The 24,886-nt window shown below is 39.5% G+C and carries 41 protein-coding genes; 9 read left to right on the forward strand and 32 right to left on the reverse strand.

Annotated features, from left to right (window positions below; genetic code table 11):
* Positions 1–84: 84 nt before the first annotated feature.
* The 4 genes from GD597_RS03640 to GD597_RS03655 are packed head-to-tail and all read right to left on the reverse strand — an operon-like array spanning position 85 to position 2,077.
* A complete protein-coding gene (locus GD597_RS03640; protein WP_171606449.1) occupies positions 85–261 on the reverse strand; it encodes a hypothetical protein in 177 nt (58 codons plus the stop codon).
* A 2-nt stretch (positions 262–263) separates the two neighbouring features.
* The gene (locus tag GD597_RS03645; protein WP_171606450.1) at positions 264–698 is read right to left on the reverse strand and encodes a DUF5675 family protein; all 435 of its coding nucleotides are present in this window, start codon (positions 696–698) and stop codon (positions 264–266) included.
* 4 nt (positions 699–702) lie between these two features.
* Positions 703–948: a hypothetical protein gene (locus GD597_RS03650; RefSeq protein ID WP_171606451.1), complete on the reverse strand. Its 246-nt coding sequence runs from the start codon at positions 946–948 to the stop codon at positions 703–705.
* A 31-nt stretch (positions 949–979) separates the two neighbouring features.
* Positions 980–2,077, reverse strand: a complete 1,098-nt coding sequence (locus tag GD597_RS03655) for a head maturation protease, ClpP-related (protein ID WP_171606452.1) — start codon at positions 2,075–2,077, stop codon at positions 980–982.
* Positions 2,078–2,263: 186 nt separating this feature from the next.
* Here GD597_RS03655 and GD597_RS03660 point away from each other — a divergent pair, with 186 nt between their 5' ends.
* The 8 genes from GD597_RS03660 to GD597_RS03695 all read left to right on the forward strand — a co-directional run bounded on the left by GD597_RS03660 (position 2,264) and on the right by GD597_RS03695 (position 8,801).
* Positions 2,264–2,761, forward strand: coding sequence for a terminase (locus tag GD597_RS03660; protein ID WP_171606453.1), 498 nt, complete (start codon positions 2,264–2,266; stop codon positions 2,759–2,761).
* Positions 2,758–4,317 (forward strand): hypothetical protein, encoded by a 1,560-nt coding sequence (locus GD597_RS03665; protein ID WP_171606454.1) that lies wholly within the window; start codon positions 2,758–2,760, stop codon positions 4,315–4,317. The genes GD597_RS03660 and GD597_RS03665 overlap by 4 nt, the downstream gene beginning before the upstream one ends.
* A 15-nt stretch (positions 4,318–4,332) precedes the next feature.
* Positions 4,333–4,545 (forward strand): hypothetical protein, encoded by a 213-nt coding sequence (locus GD597_RS03670; RefSeq protein WP_171606455.1) that lies wholly within the window; start codon positions 4,333–4,335, stop codon positions 4,543–4,545.
* Between the two features lie 6 nt (positions 4,546–4,551).
* Positions 4,552–4,992 carry a phage protein Gp36 family protein gene (locus tag GD597_RS03675; protein ID WP_171606456.1) on the forward strand — a complete coding sequence of 147 codons (441 nt, stop codon included), beginning with the start codon at positions 4,552–4,554 and terminating at the stop codon, positions 4,990–4,992.
* Between the two features lie 28 nt (positions 4,993–5,020).
* Entirely contained in the window at positions 5,021–6,307 is a 1,287-nt protein-coding gene (locus GD597_RS03680; protein ID WP_171606457.1) for a phage portal protein family protein, read from the forward strand.
* Positions 6,308–6,507: 200 nt separating this feature from the next.
* On the forward strand, positions 6,508–7,641 hold the full coding sequence (locus GD597_RS03685) for a phage minor head protein (RefSeq protein WP_171606458.1): 1,134 nt from the start codon (positions 6,508–6,510) through the stop codon (positions 7,639–7,641).
* Between the two features lie 120 nt (positions 7,642–7,761).
* A complete protein-coding gene (locus GD597_RS03690; protein ID WP_171606459.1) occupies positions 7,762–8,304 on the forward strand; it encodes a phage virion morphogenesis protein in 543 nt (180 codons plus the stop codon).
* Complete coding sequence (locus tag GD597_RS03695; protein ID WP_171606460.1) at positions 8,304–8,801, forward strand: hypothetical protein; 498 nt, start codon at positions 8,304–8,306, stop codon at positions 8,799–8,801. The genes GD597_RS03690 and GD597_RS03695 overlap by 1 nt, the downstream gene beginning before the upstream one ends.
* Here the strand turns inward: GD597_RS03695 and GD597_RS03700 are convergent.
* The 25 genes from GD597_RS03700 to GD597_RS03820 all read right to left on the reverse strand — a co-directional run bounded on the left by GD597_RS03700 (position 8,798) and on the right by GD597_RS03820 (position 21,107).
* Positions 8,798–9,088, reverse strand: coding sequence for a transposase (locus GD597_RS03700; protein ID WP_171606461.1), 291 nt, complete (start codon positions 9,086–9,088; stop codon positions 8,798–8,800). The two genes, GD597_RS03695 and GD597_RS03700, sit on opposite strands and share 4 nt — an antisense overlap.
* Positions 9,089–9,243: 155 nt before the next feature.
* Complete coding sequence (locus GD597_RS03705; RefSeq protein ID WP_171606462.1) at positions 9,244–9,810, reverse strand: hypothetical protein; 567 nt, start codon at positions 9,808–9,810, stop codon at positions 9,244–9,246.
* A 122-nt stretch (positions 9,811–9,932) separates the two neighbouring features.
* Complete coding sequence (locus GD597_RS03710; protein ID WP_171606463.1) at positions 9,933–10,340, reverse strand: hypothetical protein; 408 nt, start codon at positions 10,338–10,340, stop codon at positions 9,933–9,935.
* Entirely contained in the window at positions 10,337–10,528 is a 192-nt protein-coding gene (locus tag GD597_RS03715; RefSeq protein ID WP_171606464.1) for a hypothetical protein, read from the reverse strand. The genes GD597_RS03710 and GD597_RS03715 overlap by 4 nt, the downstream gene beginning before the upstream one ends.
* 13 nt (positions 10,529–10,541) lie before the next feature.
* Positions 10,542–11,033: a hypothetical protein gene (locus GD597_RS03720; protein WP_171606465.1), complete on the reverse strand. Its 492-nt coding sequence runs from the start codon at positions 11,031–11,033 to the stop codon at positions 10,542–10,544.
* Between the two features lie 12 nt (positions 11,034–11,045).
* A complete protein-coding gene (locus GD597_RS03725) occupies positions 11,046–11,360 on the reverse strand; it encodes a hypothetical protein (protein ID WP_171606466.1) in 315 nt (104 codons plus the stop codon).
* 25 nt (positions 11,361–11,385) lie between these two features.
* A complete protein-coding gene (locus tag GD597_RS03730; RefSeq protein ID WP_171606467.1) occupies positions 11,386–11,622 on the reverse strand; it encodes a hypothetical protein in 237 nt (78 codons plus the stop codon).
* Positions 11,623–11,834: 212 nt separating this feature from the next.
* On the reverse strand, positions 11,835–12,266 hold the full coding sequence (locus tag GD597_RS03735) for a hypothetical protein (protein ID WP_171606468.1): 432 nt from the start codon (positions 12,264–12,266) through the stop codon (positions 11,835–11,837).
* Positions 12,253–12,585 carry a hypothetical protein gene (locus GD597_RS03740; RefSeq protein ID WP_171606469.1) on the reverse strand — a complete coding sequence of 111 codons (333 nt, stop codon included), beginning with the start codon at positions 12,583–12,585 and terminating at the stop codon, positions 12,253–12,255. Before GD597_RS03740 ends, GD597_RS03735 begins: the two co-directional genes overlap by 14 nt.
* Positions 12,586–12,595: 10 nt before the next feature.
* Positions 12,596–12,973, reverse strand: a complete 378-nt coding sequence (locus GD597_RS03745) for a hypothetical protein (RefSeq protein WP_171606470.1) — start codon at positions 12,971–12,973, stop codon at positions 12,596–12,598.
* A gap of 17 nt (positions 12,974–12,990) precedes the next feature.
* On the reverse strand, positions 12,991–13,251 hold the full coding sequence (locus tag GD597_RS03750; protein WP_171606471.1) for a hypothetical protein: 261 nt from the start codon (positions 13,249–13,251) through the stop codon (positions 12,991–12,993).
* Entirely contained in the window at positions 13,248–13,445 is a 198-nt protein-coding gene (locus tag GD597_RS03755) for a hypothetical protein (RefSeq protein ID WP_171606472.1), read from the reverse strand. Before GD597_RS03755 ends, GD597_RS03750 begins: the two co-directional genes overlap by 4 nt.
* Before the next feature lie 25 nt (positions 13,446–13,470).
* Positions 13,471–14,319: a P-loop NTPase family protein gene (locus GD597_RS03760; RefSeq protein ID WP_171606473.1), complete on the reverse strand. Its 849-nt coding sequence runs from the start codon at positions 14,317–14,319 to the stop codon at positions 13,471–13,473.
* Positions 14,316–14,519 carry a hypothetical protein gene (locus GD597_RS03765; RefSeq protein ID WP_171606474.1) on the reverse strand — a complete coding sequence of 68 codons (204 nt, stop codon included), beginning with the start codon at positions 14,517–14,519 and terminating at the stop codon, positions 14,316–14,318. The genes GD597_RS03760 and GD597_RS03765 overlap by 4 nt, the downstream gene beginning before the upstream one ends.
* A gap of 38 nt (positions 14,520–14,557) precedes the next feature.
* Positions 14,558–14,860, reverse strand: a complete 303-nt coding sequence (locus GD597_RS03770) for a hypothetical protein (RefSeq protein ID WP_171606475.1) — start codon at positions 14,858–14,860, stop codon at positions 14,558–14,560.
* Between the two features lie 16 nt (positions 14,861–14,876).
* Entirely contained in the window at positions 14,877–15,245 is a 369-nt protein-coding gene (locus GD597_RS03775) for a DUF4406 domain-containing protein (RefSeq protein ID WP_171606476.1), read from the reverse strand.
* A gap of 93 nt (positions 15,246–15,338) precedes the next feature.
* A complete protein-coding gene (locus tag GD597_RS03780) occupies positions 15,339–15,521 on the reverse strand; it encodes an eL43 family ribosomal protein (protein WP_171606477.1) in 183 nt (60 codons plus the stop codon).
* A gap of 124 nt (positions 15,522–15,645) precedes the next feature.
* A complete protein-coding gene (locus GD597_RS03785; protein ID WP_171606478.1) occupies positions 15,646–16,272 on the reverse strand; it encodes a DUF3164 family protein in 627 nt (208 codons plus the stop codon).
* 168 nt (positions 16,273–16,440) lie between these two features.
* A complete protein-coding gene (locus GD597_RS03790; RefSeq protein WP_171606479.1) occupies positions 16,441–16,752 on the reverse strand; it encodes a hypothetical protein in 312 nt (103 codons plus the stop codon).
* Entirely contained in the window at positions 16,730–17,161 is a 432-nt protein-coding gene (locus GD597_RS03795) for a helix-turn-helix domain-containing protein (RefSeq protein WP_171606480.1), read from the reverse strand. The genes GD597_RS03790 and GD597_RS03795 overlap by 23 nt, the downstream gene beginning before the upstream one ends.
* On the reverse strand, positions 17,158–17,559 hold the full coding sequence (locus tag GD597_RS03800) for a hypothetical protein (protein WP_171606481.1): 402 nt from the start codon (positions 17,557–17,559) through the stop codon (positions 17,158–17,160). Before GD597_RS03800 ends, GD597_RS03795 begins: the two co-directional genes overlap by 4 nt.
* A 7-nt stretch (positions 17,560–17,566) precedes the next feature.
* Positions 17,567–17,743: a hypothetical protein gene (locus GD597_RS03805; protein WP_171606482.1), complete on the reverse strand. Its 177-nt coding sequence runs from the start codon at positions 17,741–17,743 to the stop codon at positions 17,567–17,569.
* Positions 17,744–17,803: 60 nt separating this feature from the next.
* On the reverse strand, positions 17,804–18,775 hold the full coding sequence (locus tag GD597_RS03810; RefSeq protein WP_171606483.1) for an ATP-binding protein: 972 nt from the start codon (positions 18,773–18,775) through the stop codon (positions 17,804–17,806).
* A 21-nt stretch (positions 18,776–18,796) separates the two neighbouring features.
* Positions 18,797–20,824 (reverse strand): hypothetical protein, encoded by a 2,028-nt coding sequence (locus GD597_RS03815; RefSeq protein WP_171606484.1) that lies wholly within the window; start codon positions 20,822–20,824, stop codon positions 18,797–18,799.
* 7 nt (positions 20,825–20,831) lie between these two features.
* Entirely contained in the window at positions 20,832–21,107 is a 276-nt protein-coding gene (locus GD597_RS03820) for a hypothetical protein (protein WP_171606485.1), read from the reverse strand.
* A gap of 97 nt (positions 21,108–21,204) precedes the next feature.
* On the opposite strand from GD597_RS03820, the gene GD597_RS03825 reads away from it, so the two are divergent.
* On the forward strand, positions 21,205–22,074 hold the full coding sequence (locus tag GD597_RS03825; RefSeq protein WP_171606486.1) for an XRE family transcriptional regulator: 870 nt from the start codon (positions 21,205–21,207) through the stop codon (positions 22,072–22,074).
* Between the two features lie 205 nt (positions 22,075–22,279).
* Here the strand turns inward: GD597_RS03825 and GD597_RS03830 are convergent, their stop codons facing one another.
* Genes GD597_RS03830 through trpD form a run of 3 tightly spaced genes read right to left on the reverse strand, consistent with a single transcriptional unit; the run spans position 22,280 to position 24,809 of the window.
* Complete coding sequence (locus GD597_RS03830) at positions 22,280–22,960, reverse strand: phosphoribosylanthranilate isomerase (RefSeq protein WP_235954173.1); 681 nt, start codon at positions 22,958–22,960, stop codon at positions 22,280–22,282.
* Positions 22,961–22,981: 21 nt separating this feature from the next.
* Positions 22,982–23,779: an indole-3-glycerol phosphate synthase TrpC gene (gene trpC / locus GD597_RS03835; protein ID WP_171606487.1), complete on the reverse strand. Its 798-nt coding sequence runs from the start codon at positions 23,777–23,779 to the stop codon at positions 22,982–22,984.
* 37 nt (positions 23,780–23,816) lie between these two features.
* Complete coding sequence (gene trpD / locus GD597_RS03840) at positions 23,817–24,809, reverse strand: anthranilate phosphoribosyltransferase (RefSeq protein WP_171606488.1); 993 nt, start codon at positions 24,807–24,809, stop codon at positions 23,817–23,819.
* Positions 24,810–24,886: the final 77 nt, after the last annotated feature.

The raw sequence follows: 24,886 nt of genomic DNA on the forward strand, positions 1-24,886 counted from the left end.
TTTGAATTGTTTTACTTTTTAAAACTTTTTAATTTTTGCTGCTGGGGTTGATGTAACATTTTTTGGGGCGGGGCGATGGCACTACTAAGGATGAGTGCCGCCGCCAGTTTGTTTATTTGGTAGGATGGCATCTACAAAAGATTTAATAACATTTAAAATGGAATTATCTTTTTTTGTAGGGGTAGCCCTTACAATAACTTCAGCTATTGTAATACCTGCCGCTAGTATTTGTGCCCAATGATCTTGTAATATTTGTAACATGATTATGATTGTATGGTGATAAATATTTCCTCGTTTTGTAAATTGGCGTTTTGCATTTTTGAAAATAGTTTGCTAAATGCAATTCGGCTTCCTATTACTTTATTTGACTGCCTGCTTATGCCTGGCAACAAACAACCTTCTGTATCCGCAGGTGTATTACCAGGATGAATTCTAATTCCAGAAAACCCAGGAACATTGAGCAATAATGGTAAGAGTGTTTTAAATCTTGCGCTTTGATTGATAATTACCTTATATCGGCCAGCGGGTATTGCTGTTTTCCCAGCAACCTTGGATTTTACTATCTGCTCAATTGAATTTGATTGAGATAGCTCCCTGTCCTGATCTTCAAGAATGAAACATTCAAACTTACCATTGATGTATAACTTTCCGGTTGTACTGTCGGTAGTTCTTACATCTCTATCAAGTAATAATTCCATGGTTTTATTTGTCCATTACTTTGGTAATTACGTAAACCAATACGCTGCTTATTATGCCCGTGCAAAAGCCTATAATACCCGACCAAACCTGAAGCTTTGTTTTTAAAATTGCAAGTTCTATATCGGTACTATTTTGCTTATTTGTTTGCTCCTTGCTTGTATTTTCTAATGCTTCAACTTTTGTATACACCAGGATTAGCAATTCGCGCTGACTTAATTTTTGCAAATCAATATCCTGTTCGTTGGCCATCCTGGTAGATTTGAATTTTAGCTAAATAATACTATTCTACAACTGGCAAATCCCTGCCGTAATTGGTTTTATAAAACTGCGCATATTGGGCGGCATTTGTTTTCTTAAACTCTTTTACAAAATTTTCACCTTTAGCCATCATTTTATCCCAGCTATCAACTTCAGCTGTATCATCAGCCCCAGGTACATCCGGATTTTTACCATTAATAATTTCAGTAGGCTTCCTTGACACTGGAATTTTTGCAATTACAGCGGCTGTATTATCATAATTTACCAATGCCATTGCTTCAAATGAAGGGCGGTCGCTTTCTGTAAGTTGTTTGCATTGGATAGCACCATCAACCAGGGCTTTCACCTTTTGCTTATTAGCAGCCTCAATTGCATTTTCTGCTTTTGATTTGGCTGTAATCAAAGCTGATATGGCCGCTGATACTTCCTGCTCTGTGGCATTTTCAGCAAGGCCCAATAAAAGAGCTATAGATTTCATGTTTTCTGTTTTTTGTAAAGAAGAAATGTTGAAAATTTTATGATAGGCATTGAATAGCTGCTGTGCATTATTCTCAGTGGCTGGCAATGCAATAGGTTCTGCATCATAAATGCCGTCAATAATCTTTTCCTGTAACGCCTGGTCTGCACCAATCCACCTGTCCTGGTTGGTTATGTATTTAGTTTTGGCGTCAGCCGCGGTTAATCCGGTACGCTTAGCAATAATTTCAGCAATAATATTTTCCAGTTGATCAAGCTGATCAGCAAAGTTGCGCATGTCATCCGCATTGCCTCCATTATAGCCAGTAACACGATGAGTCATATATCTGGCATATTTACTCATTTGTACATTTGTACAAGCCGCAATAATAACAGCGCCCATACTGGCAGCAATACCATCAACAAACCCATTAATTGAGGCTTTGCTATTGCGTATAGCATTAAATATGGTAAGGCCTTTGTACACGTCACCGCCTCCACAGTTAACGCGTATGTTAATAGTTGAAAAAGTATTTTCAAGTGTTCGCAGGTCGGTAATAAAGGCCGCATCATCAATGGCCTCGTATTCACCAATAAAGCCGTACAACAGTATTTCTGCTGTAAAACTGTTTACCTGGTTAACAATCCAAAACTTTTTTTTCATCTTATTTTTTGTTGTGTTGCCACTATTGAAACACAAACTTAGACTGGCAAAAAAGCTGCTGCAAATAAGCATTTTATCATAGTAATTATAACCGTTACCATAGGGTTTAAAATCGTTACCATAAAACTGTAATTCGTAATGGCCTATATAGCTGGGTAAGTTTGCATATAGTAAATACAAGCGGTAATGGCTAAAATAACCAATGATAAAAAGGGGCGGTTAAACAAGAAAGAGATGGAAGCCAAAAAGCTGATTGCTGAAATTATGTTTATGGACTTTGAAGACCAGAACGTAATAGCTGAATCAGTTGGTGTAACGCCTAAAACAATTAGCAGTTGGAAGCAAGAAGGCATGTGGGAGAAAAAGCGTTCGGCAAAAACCATTAGCCGCGATGAGCTTGTGAATAAGCTGCTAACCAACATTAATGTAATGCTGGATCAGGCTGTAGCTGATGGAGCTGATAGCAATTTTGGTGCGCTAGCTGATCAGTTGATCAAAATGACCAATTCAATAGAAAAATTGGACAAAAAGAACAATGTTATTTACAACGCCGAAACGTTTCAGAATTTCAACCGGTACTTACTTCAACGGATGAATGATGATAAGAATTTAACCCTGGACACAATTAAAATAATTAACAAACTCCAGAACGATTATATCACCTTAAGAATGACTGCGGGATGAGTGAGTTAAAAGATGCTATACAACGTTGGCAGGAACATTGCAAATATGTTCAGGAAATGACAGCAGTAAATACTGCGTTGAATCGTATTGCCAGTGAAAAAAGAAAAGCGCTGGCCAAAAAAGATTATCAATATTTTACCAGTGAATATTTCCCGCACTATTGCTTTGACAAAGAAACCGGTAAGCCAATTTTAAATGCAGACTTCCATAATGATTTTGCATATAAAGTAAAAAGGGATAAGAACTTTTTTGGCGTGGCAGAATGGCCCCGTGAGCATGCGAAAAGTGTGCACTGCACTATCATTTTGCCATTATGGCTTTATATAAATGGCGAACTGGATGGCTTAATTCTTACCAGCAAAAGCCAGGATGCAGCTATAAGATTATTGAGCGACATACAAGCTGAGTTGCAGTATAACCAACGCCTGATTGAAGATTTTGGAGAAATGTATAACGAAGGAAGCTGGGAACTGGGAAATTTTGTAACAAACCAAAATGTATTCTTTATTGCCCTGGGACGCGGACAAAGCCCCAGAGGTATTCGTTATAAAGGCAAGCGCCCTAACATGGGTATATCAGACGATATAGATGATGACGAAATTGTAAATAACCAAAGCAGGGTTATTAAAGTGGTTGAGTGGTTGCTTGGTGCATTTTATGGCGCATTAGATATTAGACAAAGCCGGTTTATAATGGTGGGCAACCGGTTTCATCCAAAGCAGGTATTAGCCCATATAGTAGGCGATGTGGAGGAAGGTGATCCAAAAAGAAAAGGATTACATCATTCACTGGTTTATGCTACAACTGATGGAACGTTAGAAGGTAATCCTACCTGGCATCAGAAATTTACCAAAGAAGCGCTACACCGCAGATTTAATTTGATTGGAAGTATTATGGCCCTACGGGAATATTTCCATAAATATGTTATAAAGGGTAAACGTTTTAAAGCAGAGTGGATCCAGTGGGATAAAGTGCCAGCATTAAAAGAAATGGATTGCATGGTAGTTTATTTTGACCCTTCCTATAAAAGCAGTACCAGCAATGATTATAAGGCTATAAGGTTTTGGGGTAGAAAAGGCATTAAGCGATATCTAATTGATGCCTATGTACGCCAAACTACAATTACCCAGGCTGTTAAATGGATGTATGATTTATACGAATCAATACCATCAGAGCTTAGAGCAAATATTGATTGGTGGATGGAAGATGTTTTTTTACAAGATCAATTTTTTCAGGACTTCGAAGAGGAGGCAGAACTTAGAGGTTACTATTTACCAATTCGCGGGGATAAACGCCAGAAGCCGGAAAAATTTGCACGTATTGAAGCTATGACACCCATGTATGAGCGCGGCCATGTTATTTGGAATGAAGCTAAGCGCAAAAGCCCTGACATGCAAACAGGTTATTTGCAATATATGGGCTTTGAAAAAGGTAGCCCCATAAATGATGATGCGCCGGATGCAGACGAAGGAGCCAATGAGAAAATGAATAAAAAAACATTTAAACAAAAATTTAAACCAATGCTGGGGTATGATGAAAATCCAAACCGCTGGTAATAAATAATCACCTTTATGATGCAGACAATAAAAAAAAATCCAGAAACGCTAATTGAGATTGACCAGTTATTTCCAAAAACAATTGCCTATTTTAAAAATAAAGGTTGCACTAGTATTAGCCTTAGCAATACAATTGTAAGTGTTATTGATGCTAATCATAACGTAGAGCCGCTTTCTTATGATATTCAGGACATGTACGTTCTTGAATTTGGTTTAACAAATAAATAATTTTTTATGTCTTATATAACCAAACAGGATTTTTCATCGAATATATATGTTGATATTCTTGATGCGCTTACCAAAGGCGATGATACCATTATAACCAATATCGCAGATCGTAGTACAGATGAGGTAAAGGCATACTTAAATGGCCGGTATGATACTGCAAATATTTTCAATAAAGAAGGCGATGAGCGTCATAAATATATTTTGCGCATCTGCTTAACACTTTGCACCTACTATTTATACCTGGCGCACAATCCAAGAAAGTTAACTGAAGTTGTTACAAGTGAGTTTGAACGCGCTATTGAAACCCTTGAAAAAATACAAGCAGGTAAAATTAATCCTGAAGGATTGCCATTACCTGTAGAACCAGCAACGGAAATACCAGGTACCACCGGTGGTGGCCAGGCAATGCAATGGGGCAGCGATGAAGCACTAGGCACCAGCTACTAAACCATTTTTTAATATTCAATTTAATATCATGGGCTTAAAACAGTTATTAGGCTTTTCAAAAAAAGAAGAGGCTATTGATACCCAAAAACAATATTGGGCAAATTTTCTTGCTGAGCGTAATACTAAATCTTCAGAACTCAAGAAGGTATTATTCGAACTGGTAGAACAAACCAAATTTTTAACAAAGCAGGATATTGCTAAATGGAGGTCAGCTTGGCAAAGGGCTATCTCAATTGAATATCCCAACAGGGTAGATCTGCTGGCCGTATACCGTGATATTGAAATTGACAACCATCTTACCGGCGTTATTGGGCAAATTAAAAATGAGGTTTTGCAAAAGCGTTTTAAAGTTGTAGATATCAACAACGATAGTGATTTGCCAGATACGCATAAACAATTGGAGGATGCCCAATGGTTTATTGATTTTTGTGAACTGGTAATTGATAGTGTTTTTTTTGGGTATAGCCTTATACAGTTCGATGATATAATCGAAATCAATGGCAAAAAGAAATTTGCCTGTGTTGAATTATTAGAGCGTGAACATGTTATACCGGAGCATCATGTTTTTGTAAAAAATCAGGGCGACCATTGGAAACAAGGCATGGACTATACATTACCACCTTACAATATGTGGTGTATTGGCATTGGCAAACCTAAAGACCTTGGCCTGTTTAATAAAATTGCGCCACAGGCATTAGCCAAAAAAAATGTGTTGGCCTTTTGGGATAAGTTTGCTGAATTATTCGGCATGCCCATTCGTATTGGAAAAACTAGCAGCTCCAATCCTAAAGACCGTAATGAAGTAGCTGAAATGTTGCAAAAAATGGGCGCTGCGGCATGGGGTATGTTTCCGGATGGAACTGACATTGAAATAAAAGAAACTACCCGCGGTGATGCTTACCAGGTATATGATAAACGTATTGATAGGGCCAATAGCGAAATGAGTAAAGCCATTGTTAACCAAACAATGACCACAGATAATGGCAGCAGTAAAGCCCAAGGCGAAGTTCACCTGGAGATTCAGGAAAATGTTATTGAGTATTTTGCCAGGCTACTAAAAATTGTTATCAATGATAAGTTGATACCATTCATGATCATGCGCGGCTTTAAAGGTTGGGAAAGCGCAAAATTTGTATTTGATGAAACGACAGAATTCACTGTGGATGAACAGGTAAAGATCGAAGAAATGATTATGAGCAACTTTGATGTGGATCCTAATTATTTTATTGAAAAATATAAAATACCTGTACTGGGTGTTAAACAAAAAAGCAACCCCAATTTCCCTCCCGTAAACAATAAAGGTTTTTTCGATTAAGCCCCACGAATGGTGGGGCACTGCCCATATTTAGAAAAAAGCAGCTTGATAGTATCTATTCCGGCCAGTGCCATCATTGTGGTGGTTTACCAATATCAAACGCCTCTGCCGATGTACCGGATGCACTACAAAAGCAAGCTGAGCGAATTGCCAAAGGGTTATATGATGGATCCATTACTAGTGGCACCATTGACCCAGAAATGACCAAGCTAGTTGCTGAAGAGCTGCGCAAAGCAGTTATTAAGGGGTTTGGTACAGATCTAATGAATATGGATTATGATACTCCGGATTATAACATGCTTACTCAACTCGAAAAAAATGTATTTCATTTTTCCGGAGCAAAGAATTATCAGCAGTTAAAAAGCATGAGCCTTGCTTTAAAAGATAAAAATGGCCTGGTAAGAACCTTTTCAGATTTTAAAATGGATGCCTTATCAATTAACCAGGAATACAATGGCCGTAACTTGGCGACCGAATTTGAAACCGCAATCGGTTCCGGACAAATGGCAGGCAAATGGGTTGATATTGAAGCAAATAAAGGTGCAGCTCCATTGCTTAGATACGATACTGTTGGTGATAGCCGTGTAAGGCCATCACATAAAATTTTAGATGGTATAATCCGTCCTGTTGACGATAGTTTTTGGAATACTTACTACCCGCCAAATGGATGGAATTGCAGGTGTGATGTTACCCAATTATTACATGGTACGCCAACCAGAGCAGATCAGGTACAAACGCCGGATGATGTGCCTGCAATATTTCAAACAAATTTAGCTAAGGATGGCCTTGTCTTTCCTGCAAACCATCCGTACTATATAGATTGCCCGGCAGCAATATTAAAGCAGGCAGAAACGCTGATAAATAATGTTTACAGCAAAATCACCCGAACCAAGTCCATGAATGCAGATGTGTATGTTGCCAGTCTTGCAGATAAGAATGATCTGGCACAAAACATACAGTTATCCAGGCAACTAGCAGAATTTGGAGAGGAAGTATACATAAGGCCTCATACCAATGAAACACATGCAAAAAATCCGGAGCTTAAAATAGGTGGAACTATTGGTGATTTTAAAGTGGATCCCAAATTAACAACTATTGAAAAGTTTGTTAGAAATTCAATTGATGGGGCAAATAAGCAAGCATGCAACATTCCCGTAATAGTTATTGATGCAAAACGATATAACAAAGAAGAAATTTGGCAAGCTTTATATGGCGAATTAAAGTCTCCTACCAGAAAGAAAAACATATCGCACGTTTGGCTTATGCTGGATAAGCAATTAATAAAGTTTAGCCGTGCACAAATAATGAAAAATTTAAAAGATCTATTACCTTAAAAAGTAAAGCCAATCCGAAGATTGGCTTTACTCAGAGCAGATTGCCTATGGCGCTCTGCATTGCAAATATATAAAACTTTGAGAGATCTTCAAATCATATCATCCAGGTTACGGCAAACAATGTCCACGCTTCCTTACAAGGTTGGTGTGCTAATGGTTGCATACAGTAAGGATCGTTTTAAATATCAAAACTGGATAGATACTTATCCCGAACCATGGAAACCCCGCAGCAGAAAAAAACCCTGGAAAAAAAAGGGCAAATCACCCAATAATAGCGGGCGGGCCATATTGGTAAAATCAGGCCGTTTAAGGCGCAGTATAAGAATTGTTAATACTACTTCAAACAGTGTAACCATTGGTAGCGATGTGCCTTATGCAATGGCTCATAACGATGGGTTTAGGGGGCCGGTAACCCAACAGGTAAGGCAATTTACACGCATCAACCCAAAACGCAATACTACGGGCATTGTTTACCGTAAAGAGGGCAAAAAAAGCACCCGAATTCGTTTTGGGCAAACCAGTAGCGGTATATCCATTGTAAAAGCGCATACACGTACCATCAACCAGAATATGCCACGCCGCAGGTTTATGGGGCAAAGCATGTACCTAAACAAACAAATTAACAGGCTTATTGCCGCCGAAATAAATAAAATTTTTAAGTGATGATAGAGCAATTATTTAAAGATGTAACTGATCGCCTGGCATTACAGGTACCAGAGCTGCGCTGGATAGATTTAGAGTTTGGCCAACTCGAAATACCAGACGAGCATTATCCGGTACAATTCCCCTGCGTGTTGGTAGATTTTCCCGATATCCCATTTACCGATGAAGGGTTTGGTAACCAGCAAGGCGTAGTTAATATACAATTGCGCCTGGCGCTTGATTTATACGAAGATTATCATATAGTTGATGGTAACGATGCTCCGCAAAGAGATACGGCATTTGAGCGCCTGCAAATAATAAATAAGATACATCAGGCGCTACATTGGTGGGAGGGTGATTACTTTACCCCACTAAGCAGAATATTGATATCATCTGAACGTAGGGATGATGGCCTTAAAGTATTTACACTCGTTTATGTAAGTCAGGCAAAAGATGATAGTGCAGCCAAAGTATATTTAGAACGTACAGATCTTACGACTATATACGTTAAATCCTAATTGCTTTCTAAAGCATATGTAGTGGCTTTACCCTGGTTATTTTGGTAACAGAAAGTAAAAGTTTCTAATCTTTTCGCGTTGGGCTTGCTTTGTTTTAATTGCTTAAGTAATATACCGTTCTGGCGTATCAGGGTAAGTATGTAGTCTCGGTCTAAAAATATTTCTTTTTCGCTCAATATATCCAACACATCATCGGTACGTTTACGCTCTAGCTCATACCAGTAATAATACCTTTTTATAAGGTATTCATTTCTAAGCTGTATAAGATTGGAATTGCGACCTTTCATTGTGTATGATGCAATTTAATATCTATTGTATGCATACAAAAAAATACTTATTAACTCAACAAATAATGTGTATCAGCTTTAATTGTGTCACTCACTTGTACGCAAACAAAAAGCCCCGCAAAAATGCAGGGCATAATAATAATTTAAAAAACTTGTTATTCTTCCAGTAAATCTTGCCGTTCCCGTATTTTAAAATCTTTGGTTAAAAAAATCTCTCCGGTATCAATGGCTTTCTGCACATTATTTTTATCACTGTATTTACAGTGGAAACGAACCACGTACATTAAAAAATCAGTACTGTCAGCATGCAAAGATTTTTCATAAAGCAGTATGCCCATACTATCATTGTAATTTTTATGAGCCAATACCTTTAATCCTTCAAGTCTTTTTTCTTCAGCTAAATCCGCAATTGTTTGATTGTAAGATATTTCATTCAATCTTTTATAATACCTAAACTCCCCTATTGCCTTTTCTAATTCTGCAGAATCGGCTACACCATCATCCAAATAATTAAGGCTTTTCAATGTACACAGGTAATTGCTATGTAGTGTGTCAATCTTATCAATTAAAAAGCTATCGATTGTATTGGTCGAATCCATAAGGGATTTAATATATTTTTTAACAACCGGCTCTGCTTTAGCTTTCAATTCATTCTGCAAATCTTCAGCTGAAGGTTTGCAACTAAACATACAAAATAAAAAAAAGATCATAATTTTCTTCATACAATTTCAGGTTTATGCTTGTGGTTAAAAAAACAGTTTTTTAATTACCAGGTAAATTATGCAGGCTATAACAATTAAGCCTCCAATATAAAGGTTAGCCATATGTCTGTCGCGATGCTTCATTACAAATTGTTCAAATAATCCTTGTAAACAAATTCTATTTGAGTAATAAGCCTGGGCAGCTCTTTGTACTCGTAATAGTCTAACTTTTTATGAAGATAGCTATATTTAACACACCAATTATCCAGGCGGGGCATATCTATTTTTCCGTCAATTCGCCAGTTCATTTCGTGGGCATAATAAATTACCTTGTTTCTCATTTTGGCGGCAGCTGCGGCATTGGGTTGCAGGGTTTGCAAGTGCTTTATCATTTCCAGCGCCTCGGCCTGCAACAGCTCTTTGCTGCTGCTGCACCGGCCATCGCTAAACCCCTGCACCATTACGGCCTTATCATCTTTACTTATGCCGCGTTTACTTACCAGGGTATTTAATTGCTTGAGGTGCTGGGGTGTTATTTTATCGGTACTCATTTTTTATAAACAACATTTTCAAGGTAATAGATATCAATTTTAGATACATACTCATCAAACAATTTTCCGGTAAACTTTACACCCTGTTTGTTAATTGCAATTGTTTCAAACTGGGTTTTATAAACTCTAAATCCTAAATAGGTGTATTGATATTTTCCGTTTTTGTTCGCAAGTTTTATCCAGGACATGACATAGATAATTTTAACCAATTGGATTATTATCTATTCTCATACTTTCAGAACCGACATAAGCCGGTAATGGAATTATTTGCTTTATTGCTTTATTTGCTTCAATAACTTCAACGGCTTCTAATATTTCTGTATACCGACTGTACCAATTTGAAACCATTTTACGCATCAATCCTAAATCTTCGCCTTTAGCATATAAGCCAATAATAGGCACATTGCTTGCCCATGCGGCTCCCAATTCGGCACAAGCATCTTTGCCAGATGGTGCATAATAAATAACCAAATCACTCTTTGTTGCACCGTCAGTATCAAAAACAAATGACTGAACAGCTTCACTTCCATTTACCCATTCTTCAAATGGGAATGCTTTTGTTACGTGATTGTGATTTTCGCCATAATTGTTTTCTACCCAGGAAACAACTTCGTGTCCATTTTGTCTTAATAATGCTGTTAGCATTTCTACGCCATGCTGATTTTTCCAGCTACTTGCAATGTAAATTTTCATGTTATTCAATTTTTATTTTAAATCATTTCTATAATCTTTCGGGATTGCCTGTACACGATCAATCTCGGCTGCAATTAAAGCACCGGCAATCACAAGTCGTTCCTTGTATGTTTTGCCCATCATTTTTTGCCAAATTTCTTTATCCCAATTGTAAGGTCTCATGGCTTCAGCTGCAAGCGTATTTCCATTTTCGCAGGTAAGGGCTGCTGCTGCTTTGGTTAATGGTTTTTCAAAGCCTGAATTATACACTACATCCTGGCTAATACTTATGCCATGTTTTTCTATTTGCTCTTGTCTTTCCTGGGCAATTAATTCGATACCTGTCATACAATATTTGTTTAATGTTTAAAAATTATTTTTCTTTTACTGGCCGGTAATAATCATGGGTGGCAAAATCGTATTGAAACCAGTTGTTACTAAATTTTTTCCAGTAAGTGTCTGTATTAATAATCATGATATTACCACCGCAGTCTTTACAATGTGTTTCCTTTTTTGGGCAGTTGTGAAATACTGCATCGCATTGCGGGTTTGGGCATACCTTTATAAATGTGGATTCCATGGTGCTAGTGGTGGTCTTATCGTAGTTCACCTTTTAAAATTTGAATAAGATTTCTTTGGACACCATCCACATAATCTATGTCTTTATTTTCCATATAGTTTTGACATACCTCCAATTGGATAGTTAGATAACGAACTGCACATGCCAACTTTCTAACATCTTCATCAAGTTTAAAATCTGGTGTATTGTAGGCGCTCTTGCCCAGTATATCAATTAGTATTTTTTCAATATTTGTGATGGTTTTACATTTTATTCCAATCGTTTAAAAATTCTTTTTTCTTAAGCCAGTTATCAGCAATCTTGGGGTTGCACCAGCTATTTCGTTCAAGGTATTTACGGTAAAACCCAATAGTCATACATGCTTGTACCTGTTCGGTTTTGCTCATTTTTGGCCAGTATGCTTCCGCTAAGTGCCGGTTGCGTTTGTTGGGGTAATCGTGCCAGAACATTTCAAAGGTGGCTTCAAAATCAGTTTCTACTACGGTGGCCTGTGTGCCTGTAAAAGCGATTGATATATCGTCTACGTTTACGGGTACCCGTAGTTTTAATGATTTGGTAATATCCGCGCCCATATTGGTTTGGCTTGTATCGATTTTTATAAGCAAACCGTAACTGTTAAATACAATCTCCGCATTGCCTTGCCAAGCGGGGCTTGTTACATTAAATTTTCGCATGGGTTGTATTTTTATCTTTTAAATACTTAATAAATAATTGATTTATTTTAAACCATCTTTTAACACAACCTTTGTAATCTCCTAATGCCACGAAGGCGCTTTCACCATCTGCCGATTTTGCTATTATTCTACACCTTCTGATTTGGCCAATTGCATCTTTTACATAACAAATGTCATCCACTGAAACATCTTTACGCCATCTGCTATTTAACCTTAAATAATATATTAATTTAAATAGCCTTACCGGCAATGATAAAATGTAAATAATGGTATTGGCAAACCATAGAAACAGACTAAAAAACAGATTTAATAGTTTCATAATTGTGATTTTAAAAAAATGATTGTTGTGTTAATTTGTGATTTGATAAGTTGATGCCAGTGTAAGGGGTCATGCTTTTGTGCAATATCTCTTGCGCCATTTGATGGGCCTTTAATTTAAACTCATACTCTTCAATACTTTTTTCTAAATGAGTAAGCAGCTTTGCCCGCCTGTTAAATTCTGCCATGGTATCCTCCTCGGTTTGCCCGCAGTTTTTTTGCATTTTTATAAACCAAAGCTTATCCTTGTATTTACTTATAACGAGCCAAAACCCATACAGCTCTTCATGGCGGCGTTTGGCTTCGCGCAAAGCGAAGTATAGCCAATCCTTTTGGTATTTATTTAGCAGGTACTTTTCAGGCTCCGTCCAGTCTACTAACTCAATCATGAGAACATTTTATTTTATTAAAAAAGTTGTATTTGTGTTGGCAGCCATTTTACTAAGCGGCTTTTATGCACCCCTACGGCTGTGGTGGCGTGTGCCTCGTAACGCCCGTATTCATCCCAATAGGGTATGCTGCTGGTTAAATATCGGCAGGTGTAAGAGCAGGCAGTTTCGCCAATTATAACAAGCGCTTCCTGTTTTTGCACCCATCCAATTTTTGGGTGGTACTCTTCGGTGTTTAAATTGAATAAACCTTTTCGCGGTTGTGCATACCGTATCATGAAAACAATTTTGATTGATCAACATTTACTTTTTGCACCGGTATGATGTAGTTATTTTGCATAGCATCGTCAATAATAGCATCGGCGGCGGCTTCTTTTTGTTTGGCTATTTTTAATCTGTACTGGCTTGGATTGGCGAAATAATCCTTTTGGCTTTGGCGGCACTCGTAAAAGGTTTGCATGATCTTTTTCATAAACGCCACCGGCACTTGTATTTGGTCACTCATTGTATTGCTCCTCCAATTGGTTTAATGGTACTTTAAACACGGGTTTTACTGGTTGCTCCGGCGGGGCTATTTGCATGTTGGTTACCGGCTCTGGTGGTGGAAGCTCCGGAGGCGGGGCTTTGGGCTTTTTGGCCTTGCCTTTCTTTTTGGATGGCTCTGGTGTGCGGTATACCTTTTGTTCAAATTTTGCGCCCCAATAAGCCCGTGCGCCTTCCTCCCATACTATGTAGTTGCGCTTGCTGCCAAAGCGGCTTACAATAAAGCCAATAAACTGTTTTACATGCACTTTTATATTACAATCAAACTTTACCTCTTTGGCGCTGGCTCCTTTGGGTTCGTCTCCATCGGCGTGGCTAATGAAGATGAATATTTTGCGGCGGCCAGGTGTTTTGCCAAAAACAAAGGATTCCTTTAGTTGCTTGTAATCGTCAAACGTCCAGCGGCTGTATTGCCAGCTGTCTATAACCACAATCTTTGGGCTTTGCTTGCGTTTCATGCGCTGGTAGAAGTTGGGGAAGTCCTCCGTGTCCAGGAACTTAATATTTATCTTATCCAGGCCATGGCGGATAATTAAATCCTGTATGGTTTTGCCGTGCCCCTCTTCGAATGATAAATAAAGCACTTCGCCCAGGTGGCCAAACTCCTTTAGTACATCGGCCAGCATATTGGTTTTACCATTGCCGGATGGGCCGTAAACAATCATGGTAAATGTGTCTTGCATTTCGCCAAAACAGTCTTTCATTTTTTGGCTGCAACTAATTACCTCGTATGTTTTTTGCAGCAGCTGCGTTACGTTTACCAGCTTGCCTTTTTGCGGTGAGTGAGTAAGTTGTTTGCTCATAAATTCTCCGTCATTTGTTTGTATTCCTTATCCGTTAATATTTCCGTGGTTATTTCGCCAAGGGCTTCAAAATAACCATGCATCAAGTGCTCCAGCTCGTCATGCAGTTTATTGGTAAGCGCTTCTACTTTATGCCAGTCATATTTATATTTAAACACAACCGATGCACGAATATTTACCTGCTGCATGTTGCGCTGCATATTGCAGCAATTAATAAAGATGTGCTTTGTACTCATGGCTATTGGTGTTGGGGTAATGCAGGTGCGTTTTGCAAAAACCGTAAAGCCATGGCACCTGTTTGGATGGCTTCTTTATGCATATCGTAATACCGGCCTTTCTCGTATTTCTCCTGGAGAGCTGCACGTATCAGCTCGCCGCTTTCTTCACAAACAATGGCGGCACCCTCTATAAAATTGGCTGGCCATTCGGGGTGTTTGTCGCAGGCGCTTTGATACTCTTGTAACATCGAAATGATGTTACGCTTTAGGCTAATGGGTAGCTGGTAAAATAGTGCATCGCACATATCGCTGTTTAGTTTCATAATCTGGGGTGGTGGTTTAAACGTATTCGTGAATAATGGTTAGGCCCATGGCACAGGCAATATGATGCTCTAGCAATGCGCCTTTGCTTTGGTGGTAATCCCTTAAAAGGTAAATACCATCGCAGGTGGCCAGCTGGCGTATGCAGGTGCGCATGGCTTCTTGCCAGGGCGTATCTTCCGGCACATGTTTTATGGGGTTTATTGCCGTGAAACCCAATGTGGTTAAGTAATTGGCGGCATGATTGAATTTGCGGTAAACTTCCTCGTATGGCAAGCCGGTTACTTTACCGGCTATATACATGCGTTTTTTATCAAATTCCAGGGCGGGGCCTTCTGTGGCCGTTTGTGTGGCTGTATTTGGCTGTGATGCCTGATTAAGCTGCATTTTATGTATTTTAATTGGTTATTTAATCAGTATCTGAAGGGCGAAACCCCTTGCGATTCTCCGGTGTTTTTTGGCTGGTTTTTGGTTGATTTGCTACAAAAACGGGCTGATTAGCGGCTGATACAGCTCGTCTGGTTGCCAGTTATCTTCCCTTACCGGTGGCTGATCTGCATCAGTTTCAGGTACATTATCGGGGTAGCCACAGGCTGGGCATTCGTTAGTATCTGGTAGCCATACTGCATGGCAATTTGGGCATTGATGTGGTTCGTAGTACATGGCTGTTAGTTGAATAGTGTTTTGAACGTACAAGTGAGTGACACAAGGAAAGGTGATTTATAATTAGCAGCTGGTAGACACCAGCCGCCTATATTTACTCTCCATTCACCGAAAAAAATAGTGTTTATATTCTTGAAAAATCCAGCTTAATAGCCTGGTATTTACCTTCATCATCCCGCAGCCATACCTGATAATAAGTGGCCGTTGATGGCTTGCGGATGGCTCGGTCTATAAGGTCTAATGCTTCCAGAAAATTGGCATCGTTTATACGATCCCGATGGCGGCGCAGGGATAAGATTTTATCTACATCTAACTGGCCGTTGCGGGTTTCAAAGGCGCTCATTACCATGTCTTTTATAAAGTCGTTCTTAGCCGTAATGCCATCTTTTAGAAACTGGTTTATTTTTTCTTTGGCCAGGTTAATAAATATTTCATCGAACTTTACAGGGCGGCTTACTTTTACTTTTACACAAACGCTGCGGTCGAAATTGTAAATGGTATAATTGCCCTTGAACTCTTTTTTGGTGCCGGAGTAGTCTGACATTACAGCATCAATTGCCTGGTTTACCAGCTGCTTTATATTGGCCTTTGCCTGTGTAAGCTGGCCGTTTATTTTAACGGCCTCTTTTATTATTTTTCCAGCGGCTTGCTCAATTGCAAACTCACTTTTTTTGATGGTTTTAAACGGTACGGATGTGCCGTTTTCGTCTGTCCAGTTGCTATCCTTTTTAGTGTGGATTTTGTAAGTCATTTTGATTTGTTTTATTGATTGAAAATTTATTTACGTGGTTTTGCGCTGGGGTATTTAGGCTTGCGTGGTGGTTGCGGCTTATTAAAGTAGCTGTGCCAGGTAGCACCGATAAAAAAACCAAATGATAAGGCTACTAAAACCAGCCAGAAACATACTATTAGGCTCATGTTATTGTAATTGAAATTGTTTATGAATATTGTTTAGAACGGATTGCAATAGATTGCCTTCGAAGCTGAAATGGTCTAACTCATGATCGGCATAGGATAGCCAGAATGCCAATGCTTCGTGTGCTTCCATTTTGATGCTGTAGGTTTTTTCTTTGAGAAAAGCCTTTTTATAAAACTTTTGGTGCAGCGATACCAGGCATGACTGAAGTAATAGGTGGTACATATCGCCACCATAATCTCTGGTAAAACTGCTGCCCTGTTTTAAGATGTTGTACAGGCACATGAATTCGTTATATGTAAGTTTCAGCTTCATTGATTAAGCGTTCTTTTATACTGTTAAAATGCGCAAGTGTTATTTCATCTTTTGCCCACAGCTTATTAGCTATTTGCGTTGCCCCATAACGAACTGTTGTACGATCGCAGTTTAATTCCTTACCTGTTAACCTTTCTACGCGGTTAGGGAACAGTTGTTTGATGATATAACTATACATATGCCTTGCTTCGCTAAGCTCTGTTTTACGCCATTTACCTCGCATTTGTGCTACAGTAAAACCATACTCTTTACTAACCAGGTAAAGAATAGCTTCTGGCTGAAGTGGAACCAGGTAATAATTAAAATCTACTACAACAGGGTAGCCTATTACTTTATTAAGATTGTAACGGGCGGTTGCAATTATTTCATCAATTTGTGGTTGCACATCTGGCATTAAAAGCATGCTCATACTGCATCGTTTTTATTGTCAAGAACTTCCCCAATCATGGTGGCATAGGTGTGGTTAAGCACCTGGCCGTTGGGGTATATAGCGGCGGCAAGTGTATTGGCATCGTGCAGGTTTAGGTATAACTGCATGCGCATATCCTTGCTTACACTATCAATACCAGTTTGGAATGCAAACGCTGCATCGCGCTGGTACCAGTTGGTTCGCCACCAGCTCCAGTAATATTTACTGGCTACCAGCATATCAATACCTTGCGGGTCGCGGTGCAGGTAATATTGCAAATACTGCTTGCCGGTTTTTTCAACCAGGGTATTATATGTTTCCCAATCCCAGGCAAGCAACGCGCAAACCTTCTGCTGAATGATGGTAAACTGTTGCTGTTGTTGTTGTGTGTGGTTCATGCTGGGGTTATTTTTTTATTAGGTAAGTAGTATCGCCATTGCGGCTAATAATGATGGTGTGGCGGGTAACGGTATAGAAAGTATCTGCACCATGTACCACCGGCGTTTGCCGGTAAATAAATTTTGTGGTTTGGCAGCTGGTTAAGGCAGTGGCCATTAGCATTGCAATTAATAATTTTTTCATAATTTCAATTTTCGGGTTTGATTTGAGGGCTGCTGTTTGTGGGAACAGCAGCCCATTTTATTATTGAGGAACAGTAAACATTTTGCGGAATAACTGCTCAGTTAGTGGCTCTCCAGTTCTATCCGCTTCGCGCATGGCAGCTTCCAGGTAATCGTTCAACTCTCCGTAATTATCGCATATCCTTGTTAGCAAGTTGCGCAGTGGTTTTTCGATGCAGTATTTGTCATAAAAAACAGCAAAATCAATCTCTTTATTTATGCCAGGGAGTGTTACCAAACCGGCTTTAAAGCGGCGGTATAATTGCGGTATCGCATCTCGGTTGCGCTTGCGCAGGTTTAGCAGTTTATTCAACAATTGCTCGGTGCCAATTACCACAATAGCGCAGTGATCTTTCAAAGCATCGTACAAACCTTTAAGCATTTTCAAAACGCTCATCTCCATGTTTTCGCCCTCATCAAATATGATGATGGGGTTGCCGCCATTGCGCTTAATTTCTTTCAGCTTGGCCACTATCTTATCAACCCTAATTTTAACGCTATTGGTTTGTATACGTGCGCTGTTGATGCTGGCAAATTCAAGGCCCAACAATTCTGTTAACTCGGTTACAATGTCAACGAGTTTATATAAGCTACTAACGGTAACGCGGTAGGTGTGCAGTGGCATTTTGTGGCAAAAAACATCAGTGTTTTTTGTTTTACCAACACCAGTGCTGCCAATAATCATGGCCGTTTTACCGGTTTCTTTGGCATTTTTAAGCGCGGCAATTTGTAACACAAATTGGCGTGTGCTTAAGGTTTCCCAATATGTCTTTTGCATTGACAGGCCAATAAAAGCGGCTAATTGCAAGAACCATTTATCGTCAAGCTCTACGGTCTTGTCTTTAACGGGAATGGTAAAGGTGCCGCGCAGCATTGGGCTTAGGTACCCAACGTTTATACCTGTTTGGCGGCATAGCTCATTTAAGCTAAGGCCTTTGTCTTTCATGTAAGTAGTAGTCTCGGCTACAATGTTTAATTTTTGTTCGTTTGTCATGGTGGGGGAGTATTTATAATTTTAGTCTAAGAAAAAGTCAACATTTGCACGTTCTTTCTGGTAGTTAAAATGCGCATCATTCTGCTGCACATTATTTTCAATAGCGGCCAGCTCTTTACCGTTTGCGGCTTGCAGGTAAGCCTCGGCCTCTTGCTTAATTTCTTTAGTCAATATGCCAGCCTGTAGTAATCCGTTGGCATCAATTCCGGCAGCGTTAAGCGTATCCTGGCGCTTGGCTTTTTGTTCTGCAACCCATTCTACAAGCTTGCGTTTTGCTGTCATTTTAGCCCAGAAAACCTTGTTATCATTTTCGGTAAAATCAACAGCTGCACTTGGCATTATATAAGTGGTGTTGGCAATAAAACGCAGTTTTTTATAATCAGTAACCAACACCCTGCTCACATCTAAAGGGCTATAAATAACCTGCACATTGGCACCGGTATAATCCAGCCTAATAGTATCAGGAACATCGTAAGTGTACTCTTCATTATTCAGGCGGCAAACAACACCTTCCTTGGTAATACTATTGGGTAACTCTGGGTTTCTTGCGCTGGCAACACTGTGGCGTACCCCAAACAAATCCAGCATGTGGGCGTAGCTAATTTGGCGCTCCTGGGCAATTTCGCTGCTGGCAAAACTGGCCTTCCATTGTTCAGTTAAAGTTTGGCCCTTCTCGTTTTTGCGGTTGCGTATTTTATCTATGAAAAGGCTTATGTATCCTGGAGCTTCGCTTATATGGGGTACGTTCTTAAGGTTATTGTTTAATGCATCTGGGTTTATACGGGTTTGGCTGCTCATATTATGGCCTGCATAGCCTACTAGTGCAATCTCTTTCAAATCTTTATGCCACTTTTTTCCAAAGCTTTGTTCAATGTATCGGTTGCGTTTACTGCCAAGGGTATTGTCTACATAGTCAACACATATACTTTGGTAAAAAGGGCGTAAGCCTGTTAATGCCCATCGGTCATTCTTAATTTGGTGTGGCAAATACCAGCTACCAGTTAATTCATTTATATGATGCATTGCATCTAACCAGGCGGCGCGTACCAGTTCAACACTAACCTCTTCGCCATAGCTCCAGCCAAGTGGGTAGTCATTTAATGCGTCTACCACCACAATCATTTTAACGCGTTTGTAGTAGTTGGTAAAATTCTTGCCTTTTCGCACTTCCTTTTTCCAGAAGTACATATCTAAATCGTTATCGTCATTCTCCAGGCGGGCCAGCGCGCAGCTTGGGCGGCGTTGCTTCATACTGGTGCTATAGGTGTCATAAAATTTAGCGTTACCCTGGCGACCTATCATTATTTCAGCCATGCGCTTGCGCCGGTGAACTCCAACTGTACTTTGATCTATTGCCTTATACCCCATTGGCACGGCAGCTAAATTGTAAAACCTGCAAACCTGTTCGTCATCAAACTGGTTGTGATGCTCCAGGTAGGTAAGCAGCAAACTTTCGCTAACCTCGTCTTTAATCTTGGCGCTGTTCTTATTGCCAAACTTGCTGCTAATTAAACTGGCGTAACCATTGGCTTTATAATCGCTAATCTTACGGCGCAGGGTAATATAAGTGGTGGGTAAATCAATGCGGTCTTCGGTAATAATTTCAATCATTTTATCGTAAAAGTTCACCATGTTTCCGGCAAACTTCTTAAGCTCTTTCTTGTCGGTTTCGGCCTTAATCATCATATTAAGCACGCTGGCACACTGGGTATATTTCGTCACATAATCAATAGGCTGGCGGGGTAATTTCTTGGTACCGTCAAACGAATATTCCAGGTAAAACGCCGCCGCAGCTATATCTTTTTGAATCAGGTTACGTAGTGGAGCCTTGGCCATATAGTTGTATGGGTTGCCAAATCGCTTTTCAATGGCCTCTTTGTAGCGAATGCCAAGTTGATCAAACGGGAATAATAATCGGCCATTCTCCTTCATATTTGGCAAAGTGCTATAGCCAACACAAACGCCCTTATGGATATTCTCCTCAACAAAACCGGCTGCAACCAGGTCGTCAACTTCAATACACAATATGTTATTGCTATTATATTTCATGCGGAAATTAGTTGGCTGTTATTGGTGAGCAGGCAATTGATTTGGTATTCAGCTTTTCTTGTGTCACTCCCTTGTACGGTAGGTCAAATGGGAGCATTTTTTTAACCGCTTCTACCATGCTATTGTCAATATCTCTGAGGATCATGAAGGTGCTTAAAACAATCTCGTTATCCCGGTCACCGCGGATTACCTTCTGAACTAAGCTGTCTGAAACGGTACAGATTCTGGCCGTCTTTTTAATGATTGCGGCTTTTTCTACGTCTCTTGTGTTTACTTTTTCCATACTTTTATCGACTGTGTTTTTGTCCTTTCTTACAGGACACAAATATATTCCAATAAAATCGACAATACCAAATTATTCGACAAAAAAATATTAATCAATGCCAAATTTCTTTCCATCAAACCTTAATTATTTAAGGAAACAAAAGCAGCTTACACAAGATGAAGCCGCTACAGCATTGGGTTTGAAGCGAAATACGTTTTCTAATTATGAGACGGGGCACAGTGAGCCAGATATAGCAACAATAATCACTATCGCCACATATTTTAGCGTTGATTTGTCGAATTTATTGGAAATCGATTTGAAAGAGGTAAGGTTTAACGGTTCTGGATTCTCTTCAAAAAAGGTCGAAAAGGGTAAGGATTCAGGTAAGGTTTGGGGTAAGGTTGAGCCCCAACAACACCATTTTAATGAAGAAATGGCTGTCTATAGCCGTATACCCAAAGTAATTACCATAGATAGCCATGGCAACGATAATATGGTCATGGTTCCCGTAAAAGCCAGGGCAGGTTATTTGCTTGGTTACGGTGATACAGAATTCATACAAACCCTGCCAACTTACCGGTTACCAGGGTTTACAAATGGCACTTTTAGACTCTTCGAAAGTCAAGGGCTTAGTATGTACCCAACATTTAATGATCGGGATATTTTAGTAACGCAATTCGTTGAAAAAATCAATGAAATCAGGGATGACAGGGTATATGTGATAGTAACACGCACCGATGGAGTTGTAGTTAAGCGGTGCTTAAATAGGATTAAAACAGACAATAAACTGATCTTAAAGTCAGACAATATTAAACACCGCGAAGAGTATCCAAATATTATCGTGCCACCAGAAGATATATTGGAAGTCTGGTATGCAATAGCCTATATGAGTCGCCAAATGAGAAGCCCTTCAGAAATGTACACAAGAATGATTGATCTTGAAGCCAGGTTAACCATACTGGAGCAAAGCGGGCCAAAAAAATAACCTCAAATGGTAGCAATGTGTACTTTTCGTTTTAATAGCAAAAATGTGCGTTTTCGGCTCAAACCCGTGCTGGTCGTGCATTTTTTGCACTTTTTATATATTTATATATTATACTTTTCGTTTTAACCCCCTTATGATTATTGCTCTGCAGTACAAGTGTGCGACGCAAGCGGCGATGCCATAATAACCTGACACCTGGCTACTGCTATCCCTTTAATTGCGTTAAAAAATTTTGAACCAGACACATATCTTTTACGCCGGGCATTATCTCAAATTTGCTGTTAATATCCAGAGCAAACAGGTCTTTGGCCACCGCCTCCTGCTGAAATGCCCGAAGATTGGCTGCATCATCCGGACTAATGCCTCCACTTAAAAAAAATGGTTTGCGAATGTTTAAACCCTTTAGCATTTGCCAGTTAAATTTTTTGCCTGTACCTCCATAACCAGCACCCTCGGTATCAAAAAGAAACATATCTGCGGCATCGTAGTATTCCCGTATTTTCCATTCTATATTATCATCCTCACTTATACGAAACACTTTAATAACGGAAACATAGCTGGCAATTTTTTCGCAAACCCTGGGGCTTTCATCGCCATGTAACTGTACCAGGTATAAACCACAATCATCTACGGTTTTTAGTACTTCATCTGGATCGGCATTTACAAAAACACCCACTTTATTTATCTTGCCCTTTATCTTTTTTATTTCAGTGGCCGGCATGGTTTTAAATACATACCGCTGCGATTTTGGATAGAAGATAAACCCGGCAAACTCAACACCCATTTCGTCCAGTGTATGTACCTGTTCGGGTTTTGTCATGCCACATACTTTTACCCGCAAACGCTTATTTGCAATAACATTACCTGTGCCTGTGTTTACATCCATTGTTGATTGCAGTTTGTTTCCTTAGCCAACTTTCGAATGGCTTTGGAGTTGATGAACAAAATCAGCAAAAGCAATCGTTGGGTTTGGCTGTTTCATAAAATTTTCGCCAATCAAAAATCCTTTGAAACCAGCCTGCTTCAAAGTTATGATTGTATCGGTATTACTGATACCACTTTCTGCAATAGCCAGTTTATTTGCCGGTATATGCGGGAACAACTGCAAAGAAGTATTAATGTCTACTTCAAACGTTTTTAGGTTGCGATTGTTTACGCCAACAAAATCTACCTCATCACAAATATGTGCCAGCTCTTCGTGATTGTGTATTTCCAGAAGCACTTCCAGTCCAAGGCTTTTTGCCAGAATAGCAAATTCCTGCACCTGTTTAACGGTTAAACAGGCTGCAATTAACAATACCACATCGGCACCCATGGCTTTGGCTTCATAAAACTGGTAGGCATCAATCATAAAATCTTTACGCAAAATGGGTGTGGCATGTACCCTTGCCTGCAACAAATCTGCTGTGCTGCCCCCAAAAAATAGTTCATCAGTTAGTACCGACAAACCTGATGCACCATGCGTACTATAAGCCCCAGTTACAGTAACTACATCTGCCACCACATTAATAACCCCTTTTGATGGGGATTTTCTTTTAAACTCGGCAATTATGCCAGTTTTGGTATCATCTAATAAAAAACTGCGCAGCGATAAAGTGGGTCTTGCAAAAAATGGCTCCTGCTCCAAGGCATCTATCCCTTTTACGGCTTTGCGTTCGGCTACTTCAATATGCTTTTGGGCTACTATCGTTTCAAGAATATTCATTACTGTTATTAACTTTTCAATTACACTAAAACAATGCTTATTGCAGCGCTACCAGTTTTTGCAGGCAATCATAGGCTTTACCTTGCTCCAGGCTATCTACGGCAGCATGATAGGCATCATCATACGTGCTGTATTTACCGGTACAATGCAATGCCATTGCTGCATTGGCCAACACCACAGCATTTTGTGCCCAACTGCCTTCGCCTTTAATAATTTTTTTAAAAATCTTTGCCGCTTCTTCCACTGTATTGCCACCATAAATTTCTTCGGCGGATACGAGTCTTTTACCCAATTGAATGGGCGTTAAAATACGTTCTCCTTCGCGGGTAATTACTTTGGTATCGTTGGTCAGAGATATTTCGTCATAACCATCCAGACTATGAATGATAGTAAATGGCTTGCCTGATTGCTGCAGCAGGTAATTATAAATGCGGGCCATTTCAAGATTATACACGCCCACCAACTGAAACGCCGGTTTAGCCGGATTTACCATGGGCCCAAGCATATTAAAAAATGTACGTATGCCCAGATTTTTGCGAATGGGGCCAACAGCCTTTAAAGACGGGTGAAACAAAGGCGCATGTAAAAAACATATATTGGCTTCCTCCACTTCTTTTTGCAGGCGACTGGTATCGTTCTTAAAACTATATCCCAATTGCTCCATTACATTAGAAGCTCCGCTTATAGAAGAAGCACCATAGTTACCATGTTTGGCTACTTTTTGACCAGTACCAGCCACAATAAAACAGCTCAATGTAGAAATATTAAAGGTGTTTTTGCCATCGCCGCCAGTACCTACAATATCAATGGTTTCGTAATCACTCAAATCTACTGGCACACACAATTCTAGCAATGCATCCCTAAAGCCTTGTAGCTCATCAATGGTAATACTACGCATCAAAAACACCGTAATAAAAGCACTTACTTCATGTTCGCTGTACATGACTTTACTAATATTAAGCAACACATCTTTTGCTGCATTTGCAGACAAAGTTTTGTGTTCAAAAAGGTATTGGAGAATTTTTTTCATGTTCTTATTTGCTTACTTCTAACGTTCTAATAAATTGGTTATTTGTTGTTACCGGGCTTTTGCAAAAGCTGCAGCTT

The organism is Limnovirga soli (assembly GCF_013106755.1).
Taxonomy (GTDB): domain Bacteria; phylum Bacteroidota; class Bacteroidia; order Chitinophagales; family Chitinophagaceae; genus Limnovirga; species Limnovirga soli.

What these genes read in the sequence shown, in the direction of transcription:
- GD597_RS03715 (WP_171606464.1), bottom strand. Translation starts at nt 10,528, where the DNA reads ATGTCCTGGATAAAACTTGCGAACAAAAACGGAAAATATCAATACACC.
- GD597_RS03775 (WP_171606476.1), bottom strand. Translation starts at nt 15,245, where the DNA reads ATGCAGCTTAATCAGGCATCACAGCCAAATACAGCCACACAAACGGCC.
- GD597_RS03825 (WP_171606486.1), top strand. Translation starts at nt 21,205, where the DNA reads ATGCCAAATTTCTTTCCATCAAACCTTAATTATTTAAGGAAACAAAAG.
- GD597_RS03725 (WP_171606466.1), bottom strand. Translation starts at nt 11,360, where the DNA reads ATGACAGGTATCGAATTAATTGCCCAGGAAAGACAAGAGCAAATAGAA.
- GD597_RS03785 (WP_171606478.1), bottom strand. Translation starts at nt 16,272, where the DNA reads ATGACTTACAAAATCCACACTAAAAAGGATAGCAACTGGACAGACGAA.
- trpD (WP_171606488.1), bottom strand. Translation starts at nt 24,809, where the DNA reads ATGAAAAAAATTCTCCAATACCTTTTTGAACACAAAACTTTGTCTGCA.
- GD597_RS03705 (WP_171606462.1), bottom strand. Translation starts at nt 9,810, where the DNA reads ATGAAGAAAATTATGATCTTTTTTTTATTTTGTATGTTTAGTTGCAAA.
- GD597_RS03735 (WP_171606468.1), bottom strand. Translation starts at nt 12,266, where the DNA reads ATGCGAAAATTTAATGTAACAAGCCCCGCTTGGCAAGGCAATGCGGAG.
- GD597_RS03770 (WP_171606475.1), bottom strand. Translation starts at nt 14,860, where the DNA reads ATGAAACTAAACAGCGATATGTGCGATGCACTATTTTACCAGCTACCC.
- GD597_RS03805 (WP_171606482.1), bottom strand. Translation starts at nt 17,743, where the DNA reads ATGAAAAAATTATTAATTGCAATGCTAATGGCCACTGCCTTAACCAGC.
- GD597_RS03695 (WP_171606460.1), top strand. Translation starts at nt 8,304, where the DNA reads ATGATAGAGCAATTATTTAAAGATGTAACTGATCGCCTGGCATTACAG.
- GD597_RS03670 (WP_171606455.1), top strand. Translation starts at nt 4,333, where the DNA reads ATGATGCAGACAATAAAAAAAAATCCAGAAACGCTAATTGAGATTGAC.
- GD597_RS03765 (WP_171606474.1), bottom strand. Translation starts at nt 14,519, where the DNA reads ATGCAGCGCAACATGCAGCAGGTAAATATTCGTGCATCGGTTGTGTTT.
- GD597_RS03675 (WP_171606456.1), top strand. Translation starts at nt 4,552, where the DNA reads ATGTCTTATATAACCAAACAGGATTTTTCATCGAATATATATGTTGAT.
- GD597_RS03755 (WP_171606472.1), bottom strand. Translation starts at nt 13,445, where the DNA reads ATGAAAAAGATCATGCAAACCTTTTACGAGTGCCGCCAAAGCCAAAAG.
- GD597_RS03750 (WP_171606471.1), bottom strand. Translation starts at nt 13,251, where the DNA reads ATGATACGGTATGCACAACCGCGAAAAGGTTTATTCAATTTAAACACC.
- GD597_RS03795 (WP_171606480.1), bottom strand. Translation starts at nt 17,161, where the DNA reads ATGAGCATGCTTTTAATGCCAGATGTGCAACCACAAATTGATGAAATA.
- GD597_RS03720 (WP_171606465.1), bottom strand. Translation starts at nt 11,033, where the DNA reads ATGAAAATTTACATTGCAAGTAGCTGGAAAAATCAGCATGGCGTAGAA.
- GD597_RS03710 (WP_171606463.1), bottom strand. Translation starts at nt 10,340, where the DNA reads ATGAGTACCGATAAAATAACACCCCAGCACCTCAAGCAATTAAATACC.
- GD597_RS03780 (WP_171606477.1), bottom strand. Translation starts at nt 15,521, where the DNA reads ATGTACTACGAACCACATCAATGCCCAAATTGCCATGCAGTATGGCTA.
- GD597_RS03655 (WP_171606452.1), bottom strand. Translation starts at nt 2,077, where the DNA reads ATGAAAAAAAAGTTTTGGATTGTTAACCAGGTAAACAGTTTTACAGCA.
- GD597_RS03740 (WP_171606469.1), bottom strand. Translation starts at nt 12,585, where the DNA reads ATGAAACTATTAAATCTGTTTTTTAGTCTGTTTCTATGGTTTGCCAAT.
- GD597_RS03690 (WP_171606459.1), top strand. Translation starts at nt 7,762, where the DNA reads ATGTCCACGCTTCCTTACAAGGTTGGTGTGCTAATGGTTGCATACAGT.
- GD597_RS03660 (WP_171606453.1), top strand. Translation starts at nt 2,264, where the DNA reads ATGGCTAAAATAACCAATGATAAAAAGGGGCGGTTAAACAAGAAAGAG.
- GD597_RS03800 (WP_171606481.1), bottom strand. Translation starts at nt 17,559, where the DNA reads ATGAACCACACACAACAACAACAGCAACAGTTTACCATCATTCAGCAG.
- GD597_RS03680 (WP_171606457.1), top strand. Translation starts at nt 5,021, where the DNA reads ATGGGCTTAAAACAGTTATTAGGCTTTTCAAAAAAAGAAGAGGCTATT.
- GD597_RS03810 (WP_171606483.1), bottom strand. Translation starts at nt 18,775, where the DNA reads ATGACAAACGAACAAAAATTAAACATTGTAGCCGAGACTACTACTTAC.
- GD597_RS03830 (WP_235954173.1), bottom strand. Translation starts at nt 22,960, where the DNA reads ATGGATGTAAACACAGGCACAGGTAATGTTATTGCAAATAAGCGTTTG.
- GD597_RS03665 (WP_171606454.1), top strand. Translation starts at nt 2,758, where the DNA reads ATGAGTGAGTTAAAAGATGCTATACAACGTTGGCAGGAACATTGCAAA.
- GD597_RS03760 (WP_171606473.1), bottom strand. Translation starts at nt 14,319, where the DNA reads ATGAGCAAACAACTTACTCACTCACCGCAAAAAGGCAAGCTGGTAAAC.
- GD597_RS03640 (WP_171606449.1), bottom strand. Translation starts at nt 261, where the DNA reads ATGTTACAAATATTACAAGATCATTGGGCACAAATACTAGCGGCAGGT.
- GD597_RS03815 (WP_171606484.1), bottom strand. Translation starts at nt 20,824, where the DNA reads ATGAAATATAATAGCAATAACATATTGTGTATTGAAGTTGACGACCTG.
- trpC (WP_171606487.1), bottom strand. Translation starts at nt 23,779, where the DNA reads ATGAATATTCTTGAAACGATAGTAGCCCAAAAGCATATTGAAGTAGCC.
- GD597_RS03820 (WP_171606485.1), bottom strand. Translation starts at nt 21,107, where the DNA reads ATGGAAAAAGTAAACACAAGAGACGTAGAAAAAGCCGCAATCATTAAA.
- GD597_RS03700 (WP_171606461.1), bottom strand. Translation starts at nt 9,088, where the DNA reads ATGAAAGGTCGCAATTCCAATCTTATACAGCTTAGAAATGAATACCTT.
- GD597_RS03685 (WP_171606458.1), top strand. Translation starts at nt 6,508, where the DNA reads ATGACCAAGCTAGTTGCTGAAGAGCTGCGCAAAGCAGTTATTAAGGGG.
- GD597_RS03790 (WP_171606479.1), bottom strand. Translation starts at nt 16,752, where the DNA reads ATGAAGCTGAAACTTACATATAACGAATTCATGTGCCTGTACAACATC.
- GD597_RS03645 (WP_171606450.1), bottom strand. Translation starts at nt 698, where the DNA reads ATGGAATTATTACTTGATAGAGATGTAAGAACTACCGACAGTACAACC.
- GD597_RS03650 (WP_171606451.1), bottom strand. Translation starts at nt 948, where the DNA reads ATGGCCAACGAACAGGATATTGATTTGCAAAAATTAAGTCAGCGCGAA.
- GD597_RS03745 (WP_171606470.1), bottom strand. Translation starts at nt 12,973, where the DNA reads ATGATTGAGTTAGTAGACTGGACGGAGCCTGAAAAGTACCTGCTAAAT.